Below are 4140 nucleotides of genomic sequence, written 5' to 3' on the forward strand. Positions count from 1 at the left end.
CGTAGTAAAAAGAGGAACACCTTATGTCGTTCTTCAGCAATATGCAGCCTAAAAAATAAAACTAAATATTACTAGGATTTGATCTTGGAATACGTGTATGGTTAGTTGCGTGGTTTAGCGACTAAGTTAACAAATAAAAACCGAATAGAAAATCCGCGAGGATTTTCGTAAGTAGGCGAGTACTAGCAATTAACTATACACGGTGTTGCCAACAGTATTTTTTATTCAATAGTTATTTCAATATAATCAAATTCATTCCGTTCATCATAAATTTTCATTAAAAATGAGTTTTGATTATTAGATTCGTATAGTTCTCGAATTGACCAATTTTTTGAATTAATACTCCCAACATATTTGAAATTTTGTTCTATATTATTGGTGCTATACATTTTATAAATATCAATAATTGAGCGATAGTCATAACATTTTCCATAACTGTCATCGTAGTAGGAAGAGTAAAGAATCATATATCCATATAAGAAAACGGGAAACGAGCCACCATCAAATTCAGATGATACAGATAAGGTTGAACCATTATATGCATCTATTAAATATAATTCGCATACATCTCTACATTTAGAAATAAGGTAAACTTCAGCATTATTAGAATATCCTGCATATCTGTAACAAGTTTCAGGAATACTTTCTTTACATTCAAATTTAATAATTGATTTTCTGTCTCCAATAAGTAATTCAAAATCCTTTTTATATTCGGTTGTTAATAAGTCTTTCTTATACGAATTTTCATAAAAATATAATGAATCAATTATTTTGAAGTCATATTTAAATTGATTATTTACATTTCCATCAGTTGATGTTAATAGTTTTTTTTCTACATTTCTAAAATCAATTGTTTTAATCGAATCATTTTGAGCAAAAATGTTCAGGAAGCAAAATAGATTGAATAATATTACTGTCGTTTTTTTCATATTGTTGGCAACGGTTTTGTATACGATTAGTTGCGTGGTTTAAACACTAAAGTTAGCAAATAAATCACAGATAGAAAGTCCGCGAGGACTTTCGTAAGTAGGCTAGAACCAGCAATTAATTTTATACGGTGTTGTAACCAGTTTTTATTTTTCATTACTCAATTCGTCAAAAAATTTGTTCGGATTTCTTAAAAATCGGTCAGTATCTGAACCTTTTATTAATTGTGCTAAATCTGAAATATTCGGTTTGCATAAATTTCCGTTTCTGTCCATTAAAATCCAATCATTTTCTTTACAAATATCAAGCATTGAATTAAGGAAATTCAGAGTAGTATCTGTTAAGTCAGTCCGAAACATAAATTCATCGATAAATTCATTAGTTTTATTTAAACCAAGACTAACATCGTGGTCAAATTCCGCTTTTTCACTTTTCCAAATTGTATCGTCTGTCCAACTTGCACGAGTAATTATTTTGTCAATTTGTTTTTCTAATTCTGCTACATTAACTTCTATCTCTTTCCACCAATTTGTTGTTCTTGCATCTTCAAATTCAGGCTCTAAATCTTCGTTGTCAGTTTCAGTATATTTTTCCCAAAACTTTTCCCATTCAGAATGTTTAATTTCCAATTGATTTGGTATTTCTCCAAATTTCATTTCAATTGCCTTTTTCGGCAGTATGTATGTTATAAATTGGTTAATTGCCATTAGGTTTCTCAAATTGGTTACAACGGTTTTGTATATGGTTTGTTGCGTGGTTTAAGCACTAAATTTAGCAAATAAAGACCGAATAGAAAATCCGCGAGGATTTTCGTAAGTAGGCTAGAACTAGCAATAAATTATATACGGTGTTGCCACCAGTTATTTTATTCCGACTACTTCCTCAATCGGTTCGTTTTCATAATCGAATTCGATAGTTTTCATTTTGTGAATTGGACTGTCAATTCCTGAAATTAAATTTCCGGTAAATGACTTCAAATCTAAAACTCGAAATTTTTTCTTGTATTTAGTCAGCGTTTGTTTTTTTAAATCTACAATTCCAATTCTTTGAAATGTTCCATTAAAAAAAGACTTTTCCCAAATCGGAATGGCTATTTTTAATCCATTTCTTGCCCAAATTGCTGGTCCACCACAATTATTACTAATTAAAATACTTTTATTCTGATTTGTCTTTATTCGGTAAATTCCACGTAAAGGTGCTCCCATTCCGATTTCGTTCAGGTCAGAGTATTCCAAAACCGCTTTTTCTTCATTATTCAGACCATTAGAGTTTTCATTCGGAAAATCCCAAGCGTTTGGATATTTCAATGAATCTATTGAATAACCAATTATTCTGCTTATTGAAAGTTCATCAAATTTTAAAGCTTGTAAAATTGTTCTTGCTAAATATTTGTCTTTCTTTTTTGCTTTGTCAAAGGTATCCATTAATCCACTTGCAAAAAGGCGTTCATTTCCTGTCATTCCATCAATTCCGATGACACTATTCGCTTTTTCGTAAATCTCTTCGTTCGTCATTTTTTAATTGGTGGCAACGTGATTGTGTATGGTTAGTTGCGTGGTTAAGCAACTAAGTTAACAAAAAGGTACGAACCTGTGAATATTCCGAAGGAATATTCCAGATGAGAACTTACCTAGCAATTAATTATACACGGTGTTGGCAGTAGTTATTTTTTAAAGTATTTTTTATTCAATTCTACAATGTCATATATTTTATTTTTCAATGCAAAATTGTATAATTTTTCCCAATATTTAAATTTCGTTGAATCTTTAATGCTAATTTCTATTGAAGGATATCTCTTAATTTCGTCAAGGTCAAACTCCATTTTTTCTAGATAAAATTTGTCAATACAATCAAATAAGTTTTCTTTAATATTCTCGTCAATTGTACTTTTATTTTTTGGTTCAATTAAAGTTCCTAAATTTAATTTCCCTCTTTGCGAAAAGCTTTCAGGAAATACCTGACTTAAAAAGTATAAACATTCGTTTATGTTATAGGTTATGTCTTTTCCCTTTATTCGGATTATTGTCTTTACTTTTTTTTCGCCAAGTAAAAAACTATCTCTCCATATATCGTTTTCTTCTTTATGAAATTCTTTTCCGTCTAGTTCAATAACATATTCAAGTTTTCCTTTCTTTATTAAAAAGTCAACTCTAAAATTCCCGATTTTGGTTGAGTATTCAATTTGTTGACCAATTTGAGTTCCTACCTCAAGATATTTTACAATCTCAGATAAAAAAATTCTCTCGATAGGACTTTCACATAAATCCTCGGACACATAATTTGATTTGTCGTTAATTGTAAACATCAATTTAATTTCTAAAAATTCTTGCGTGTACTTGCGTTTTAATTACTGCCAACGGTTTTGTGTATGCTTAGTTGCGTGGTTCAGCGAGTAAGTTAACAAAAACCCACGAACCTGAGAATATTCCGAAGGAATATTCCAGATGAGCACATACAAAGCAATTAAATATACACGGTGTTGGCAGCCGTGCTTATTTTTTTATCCGCTATGTTTTTTAAAGAAACGATAATTTAATATACTTCAATTAGTTATCTAATTATCTTAAACATTAAATAAATTGATAGATAATCTATTTTTAGTCCTGCGTTGTTGCTAATCAGACACGCATTTTACGTTCAGTTTGGAAATCCTGCGTTATCTTTTTAATATCGAGGAAACTTATCAAATTCTAGTTCTCGTGTTTAATGAATTAGATAATTATTCTAATTTAGTTCTGCAGGAAATTAAAATTTCAGACTTCATTTTTTCTGATTTTACTTACTTAAAATTCAAAAAAAAAAATCGCGAAAAAGAAACTAGGCTTTTTTATTGCGATGTTGTTATTTTTCCAACCGCAATTTTCCGTTCTGCTTGTAATTCCTGCGTTGTGATTTTCATTCCAACGTTTTGAAATCCAATTTTATTTTTATTCTTAAAATTCAGATTTGTATAAGTTCAAATTTAGAGTTGTGTTTTGCCGCACACGCATTGCTGCCAACGTGATTGTGTATGGTTAGTTGCGTGGTTAAGCAACTAATTTAGCAAATAAATCACAGATAGAATATTCCGCAGGAATGTTCGTAAGTCGGCAGTGACCAAGCAATTAATTATACACGGCTTAAGTTTACAATTCATTAAATTTAAGGATAAATTAGAAAGAACAAAAGAGAGGAATAAGGTTAATATACACGCAGAAGCTTTAGACTTCGTCA

General features: G+C 30.2%; 4 protein-coding genes. All 4 read right to left on the reverse strand.

Annotated elements, in window-relative coordinates; genetic code table 11:
* Positions 1-221: 221 nt before the first annotated feature.
* Positions 222-929 (reverse strand): hypothetical protein, encoded by a 708-nt coding sequence (locus DFQ09_RS18435; RefSeq protein WP_115813068.1) that lies wholly within the window; start codon positions 927-929, stop codon positions 222-224.
* Positions 930-1073: 144 nt separating this feature from the next.
* The gene (locus tag DFQ09_RS18440; protein ID WP_147298379.1) at positions 1074-1583 is read right to left on the reverse strand and encodes a hypothetical protein; all 510 of its coding nucleotides are present in this window, start codon (positions 1581-1583) and stop codon (positions 1074-1076) included.
* Positions 1584-1787: 204 nt separating this feature from the next.
* Positions 1788-2441, reverse strand: coding sequence for a hypothetical protein (locus DFQ09_RS18445; RefSeq protein ID WP_115813072.1), 654 nt, complete (start codon positions 2439-2441; stop codon positions 1788-1790).
* A 149-nt stretch (positions 2442-2590) separates the two neighbouring features.
* On the reverse strand, positions 2591-3202 hold the full coding sequence (locus DFQ09_RS18450) for a DUF559 domain-containing protein (protein ID WP_181897215.1): 612 nt from the start codon (positions 3200-3202) through the stop codon (positions 2591-2593).
* Between the last annotated feature and the right edge of the window lie 938 nt (positions 3203-4140).

Origin of the sequence: Winogradskyella pacifica (assembly GCF_003386275.1) — a bacterium.
GTDB classification, from domain to species: Bacteria; Bacteroidota; Bacteroidia; order Flavobacteriales; family Flavobacteriaceae; genus Winogradskyella; species Winogradskyella pacifica.

Excerpts from the sequence above, each read along its gene's own strand:
- DFQ09_RS18435 (WP_115813068.1), bottom strand. The coding sequence starts at position 929 with ATGAAAAAAACGACAGTAATATTATTCAATCTATTTTGCTTCCTGAAC.
- DFQ09_RS18440 (WP_147298379.1), bottom strand. The coding sequence starts at position 1,583 with ATGAAATTTGGAGAAATACCAAATCAATTGGAAATTAAACATTCTGAA.
- DFQ09_RS18445 (WP_115813072.1), bottom strand. The coding sequence starts at position 2,441 with ATGACGAACGAAGAGATTTACGAAAAAGCGAATAGTGTCATCGGAATT.